Raw genomic sequence first — 5,104 nt, forward strand, 5'->3', positions numbered from 1 at the left:
GTCCCGGCCCGGATCTCGTGCACCCCGGGGTCCAGGGCCAGCGGTCCGCCGTCGTAGGCCCTGCCGTCCACGGCACCGCTCGCCACCGCCCGCAGCGGCGCCTCGATCCGCAGCCGTACGGTGCTGTCGACGGTGACCTGGGTGTGCCGGCGGAAGGCCGGCGGCTCCTCCAGGGCGCCGGCGGGGCGCGGGTCGCCGTGCCAGGCGAGCAGCAGGAACACCGCGGGCACGAGGAGGGCGGTCAGCTTCAGGCAGTACTGGAACGCCTGCACGAAGGTGATGCCGCGCATGCCGCCGGCTGCCACGGCCAGGGTGACGACGACGGCGACGAGCACGCCGCCGAGCCACTGCGGCGCGCCCGTGACCAGGCCGAGGGTGAGGCCCGCGCCCTGGAGCTGGGGCAGCAGGTAGAGCCAGCCGACGCCGACGACGAGGATGCCGGCGACGCGCCTGGCGGCCGTGGACTCCAGCCGTGAGTCCGCGAAGTCGGGCAGGGTGTAGGCACCGGAGCGGCGCAGCGGGGCGGCGACGAACGCGAGCAGGACCAGATGGCCGGCCGCGTAGCCGACGGGGAACCAGAGCATCTGGGCGCCCTCGGCGGCGACGAGTCCGGCGATGCCGAGGAAGGAGGCGGCCGAGAGGTACTCCCCGCTGACGGCCATGGCGTTGAGGTACGGCGGGACGGTGCGGGAGGCGACGTAGAAGTCGGACGTGGTACGGGAGACCCGCAGCCCCACCGAGCCGATCACCAGCGTGGCCAGGACCGCCGCCGACACGGCCACGATGCCGTACGTCTGGTTCACCCGGCGGCTCCGGACGCCCGGGAACCGGTCATCGCCGGGCTCCTTCGTCCCGTTCCAGGGCGTCCCGTTCATTGCGCTCGGCCCGTACGACGTACCACCGGCCGATGCCGACGAGCACGGGGTAGGCGCCGGCTCCGAGCACGGCCCAGACGAGCAGCGCGCTGCCCGGCCGGACCGCCGGGTCGGGCAGGGCGGCGAAGACGAGGGGCAGTGACCCGATCGATCCGGCGAGCATCCCGAACGCCGCGAGCCCGAGCCGAAGTTGACGGCGGATCAGATCCCGGAGCAGGGCGGTGTCCTGGGGGCGCGCCCGGGCGGGGGCAATCGGGCCGGGGGCCGGGCGGGACGTCCGGGGAGCCCCCGTGACCACTTCACGCCGGGAAGTCCCGGATCCACCCATGCCGCGCCCTCCGGCCCGCGAAGATCACACGTCGCAGTGGAGTGTACGCAGCCCCGGACCAGAGGGACAGCTCCCGGCCGGCGCCGGTCACCGCCCGCGGGGTCCCCGTCCCATCAGGAGCGGGTAGCCGGCGCGGACGCGGTGCCGTAGGCCGCGGCCATGGGGGAGCTGCCCGTGGTGACGAAGTCCCGGATGCCCGTCAGATAGGCGTCGCGGTCGATCAGCCCGTCGCGGTCGGTGTCGAGGGCGTCGAACGCCGCGCCGGCGCCGGCGCCGGCGTTCCCCGCGGCCGTGCGCAGCCGGATGAACCCGGCGCGGTCCAGGTATCCGTCGGCGTCGGTGTCGGCGAGGTCGAACAGGGAGCCGAGGGCGGGCCGGCAGGAGCGCTCGAACGCCTCGTGCCCGACCCATGAGCGGTATTCCTCGAACCTGACGCGTCCGTCGCCGTCGGCGTCCATGTCCCTGAACACGGCCTCGTGAGCGGCCCGGGACGCGGCGACGACCGGATGGCCGGCGTCGCGGCCCACGGCGGACGCCACCCGGTCGACCCGCGCGAGGTACTCGTCGTGGCTGATCGCGCCGTCGCCGTCCGCGTCCAGCATCTCGAAGATCCGGTGTCGGGGTGAGTCGGTCACTGCGCTTCCTCCTGGTGCGTCCACGACGGGGTGACCGTCGAATTACCCATGCGGGAGGGGGTGATTCGCGGACTCACGGCCCACCACCCGGTCGGGTGGTACGGAGTTCGTCCCGTGTCCCGGCGCATGTGGGAGTTCTGGTGGTGACGGCGAGATTCCCATGGATAGAATGTCGCGCGCTGCTCGCGACGGCGGTCGGCGAGGTCGGTGGTGGGGGCGAGGGTACCGTGTTCGAGCTGCGCAAACTCCCAACGTTTGAGCTGCGGAAACTCCCGGCCGGGGGCGGTCCTGCCCAAGAGTCTGCACGTGTGTTCGCTTTTTCTGGCCCGCACCGCTTACGGCTCGCCCGCGATATCCTCCAGCGATCACCATAAAGCGGCCCATGCACAGCGCGTGGGTCCTTTTTCTTTGCCTCGGGGGCTTCGTTTTCCAGACACGGGGCTTCGATTTCAAGACAAGGGAAGTGTGGAGTGTGATGCCATGAACCGAGTCGGCAGAGACTCGCGCCGGGCGGCCGGGGGGCTTGCGAAGCCGCTCGCGCGCACCGGCTTGTCCCTCCTCTTACTGTCGGGTGCCGCCGTCGGGGTGACGGCCGGACCGGCCACCGCCTCGGCCACCGACGGCACCTTGACGGTCCAGGTACTGCGCGACTTCTTCGGCACCGGCGTGATCAACACGACGATGGACGTGCCGCAGCGGGGCATGCGGGTGGAGGTCTCCGACCCCGCCGGGCACCGGGTCACCGGTGTCACGGACGCCACCGGAAAGGTCGTGGTGCCGGGGTCGGACGAGCTCGACGGCGGCCGGTACCGCGTCGACGTCAGCGTCCCGGAACCGTACCGCCGCCATCTGCGGGCGGCGCCCGCGTCGACGGCGGAGAACCACTTCGACAGCTTCACGTCGTTCGTGGACGTTTCCGACGGGAAGGACGCCTCGGTGGTGACCGGGGTGTGGGATCCGGCCGACTACGCGCTGCCGGACTCCCGGTACTTCGTGCCGGTCCACAACGGCCCGGGCGCGACCGACAACCGGGCGTTGGTGGCGTTCGGCACGAAGGTCCGCGGCACCTGTCCCACCGACGCTGCCTGCCCGGAGACGCTGGCCACACAGGACCAGGTGGGCACGACGTTCGGGCTGGCGTACGACACGTACCGCACCCGGCTGTTCCAGAGCGCGTTCGCCCGCCGGTACAGCCCGTACGGCCCGCAGGGCGGGGGCGCGATCTACACGGTGCCGGCCGACGGCTCGGGTACGCCGAAGCTGTTCGCACGGGTGCCGGACGCCGCGGTGACGCGGCACGACACCGCGAACATGATCAAGGACGGTGGGTTCACCGAAGCGCCGGGCAAGGAGAGCATCGGCGGCCTGGCCCTGTCGGAGGACGGATCCACGCTGTACGCGGTGAACCTGCGCACCCGCAGCCTGGTGAGCTTCGACGCGACCGGCGCCACCGCCGAGGCGCCCAAGGCGACGGTCCCGATCCCGGACCCGGGGTGCGCGAGCCGCGACGACTGGCGGCCGTTCGGACTCCAGACCCACGACAACACGCTGTACGTCGGCGGCGTGTGCAGCGCGGAGAGCACGCAGAAGCGCGAGGACCTGAAGGCCGTCGTCTCCACCTTCGACGGCAAGCGGTTCACCCAGGTGCTGAGCCACCCGCTCACGTACGAACGCGGCAGCGTCTTCGGTTCCGGCGACCGCGCCACCCACTGGAACCCCTGGAACACCGGCCTGGACACTTGGGACGACCGCAAGGCCGGCAACGTCTTCATCGATCCGCAGCCGGAGCTGGCCTCGCTGGCCTTCACCCGCGACGGCTCGATGATCCTGGGCTTCCGCGACCGGTTCATGGACGTGCTCAGCTGGGGAGGGCTGGACCCCCGCCCGGGGAACGACACCGCGGAAAGCGCCATGTCCGGTGGTGACATCACCATGGTCTGCGCCACTGCCACCGGCGAGTACCAGTGGGAGGGCACCGGCAGTTGCCCCAGCAACGCCACCCCCGCCAACAACGGCGGCCAGCCCGCCGACGTGGTCGAATACTTCCCGGGCGACTCCTTCGCCAACGCGCACCAGGAGACCGCGCTGGGCTCCGTCGCCTACATCCCGCAGCAACAGTGGGCCGTCAGCACGGAGTTCGACCCGGTCGTCAACGTCGCGACCTCGGGAACCGGGTACTACGACATCACCACCGGCCAGGGCCCGGGCAACAACCCGGCCGCCAACGGGTACCAGTTCGTCAGCCGGGAGCAGGGCGGGTTCGGCAAGGCCGGCGGGCTCGGTGACATCGCCTACGCGGCGGCGAACGCGCCGATCCAGATCGGCAACGTCGTGTGGTTCGACGGCGACCACAACGGGATCCAGGACCCGGGGCACGTCCTGCTGCCGGGGGCCACGATCAACCTGCTGGACGCCGACGGCGAACAGGTCGCCACGACCAGGACCAACGCCGCCGGCGAGTACTACTTCGGCGGTGTCGGCGCCGCGTACCAGCTGACGCCCGGTGCGAAGTACACCGTGCAGTTCGACGTGTGCACCGCGGACACCAGCCAGGTGCCCGAGCATCCGGCGGCGAGCGAGCTGCGGTTCACGCTCCCGCGGGCCGGTGACAACCGTGCGCACGACTCCAATGTGACCCCGCCGACCAGCGGGGAACTGTGCAACGGCTACGCGCCCGTCACCGCCCCGGACAAGCCGGGCGGCGTCGACCACACCATCGACGCCGGGGTGTACATCCCGAAGGAATCCCCCAGCCCGAGCCCGACCCCGACTCCCACCCCGACCCCGACCCCGACTCCCAGCCCGACTCCGGCACCGACCCGGAGCGCGCCACCGGCCCCGACGCCGCCGTCACCGGCGCCGCCGGCCAACCCGGCCCCGGGCAGCGGGGGCGGGGGCGGTTCGATGGCGAACACCGGTATGTCCGGGGTGCCCACGCTGATCGGCCTCGCCGGTCTGCTGGTGGGCGCGGGCCTGGTCATCGCGTTCGTGACCCGGAACCGCCGCGCCCGGCACCACTGACCGCACCGCACCACGGTGATCCGCCCGTCCGCGACCGGAACGGCGCGCGCGGGCGGATCACGTCCCGGCCGGCCCCCTAGGGCCGGCCTTGCCGTCGTCTGCCACCCCGCCGCCGTGCGGCGGGGTGATGACCGAGAGGGTGAAGCAGCCAAGTGCCAGTGTCGAACCGTGTGCGCGGCGGGAGAATCCGGCAGGCCCCTGCGGACCGTGCGCCCCACCGGCGCCGATGGCGGTGGCCGCGCTGG

At 72.3% G+C, this 5,104-nt stretch carries 3 protein-coding genes and 2 pseudogenes; 1 reads left to right on the top strand and 4 read right to left on the bottom strand.

From position 1 onward, the window contains the following. The 3 genes and pseudogenes from H5J33_RS23045 to H5J33_RS23055 form a co-directional block, all read right to left on the bottom strand. Positions 1-803: pseudogene (locus H5J33_RS23045) on the bottom strand (cation acetate symporter); the annotation flags it as partial. Between the two features lie 28 nt (positions 804-831). After that, a complete protein-coding gene (locus H5J33_RS23050; RefSeq protein WP_181796811.1) occupies positions 832-1,203 on the bottom strand; it encodes a hypothetical protein in 372 nt (123 codons plus the stop codon). A gap of 113 nt (positions 1,204-1,316) precedes the next feature. Then, entirely contained in the window at positions 1,317-1,838 is a 522-nt protein-coding gene (locus H5J33_RS23055; protein ID WP_309485468.1) for an EF-hand domain-containing protein, read from the bottom strand. 480 nt (positions 1,839-2,318) lie between these two features. Here H5J33_RS23055 and H5J33_RS23060 point away from each other — a divergent pair, with 480 nt between their 5' ends. Continuing rightward, the gene (locus H5J33_RS23060) at positions 2,319-4,859 is read left to right on the top strand and encodes an SdrD B-like domain-containing protein (protein ID WP_181796812.1); all 2,541 of its coding nucleotides are present in this window, start codon (positions 2,319-2,321) and stop codon (positions 4,857-4,859) included. A gap of 57 nt (positions 4,860-4,916) precedes the next feature. Here H5J33_RS23060 and H5J33_RS36805 read toward each other — a convergent pair. Then, positions 4,917-5,104: pseudogene (locus tag H5J33_RS36805) on the bottom strand (collagen-like protein); the annotation flags it as partial.

The organism is Streptomyces sp. WELS2 (genome assembly GCF_013870595.1).
Classification (GTDB): domain Bacteria; phylum Actinomycetota; class Actinomycetes; order Streptomycetales; family Streptomycetaceae; genus Streptomyces.

Bases quoted from the DNA above. Each gene is read 5' to 3' on its own strand.
- H5J33_RS23050 (WP_181796811.1), bottom strand. From the start codon at position 1,203: ATGGGTGGATCCGGGACTTCCCGGCGTGAAGTGGTCACGGGGGCTCCC.
- H5J33_RS23060 (WP_181796812.1), top strand. From the start codon at position 2,319: ATGAACCGAGTCGGCAGAGACTCGCGCCGGGCGGCCGGGGGGCTTGCG.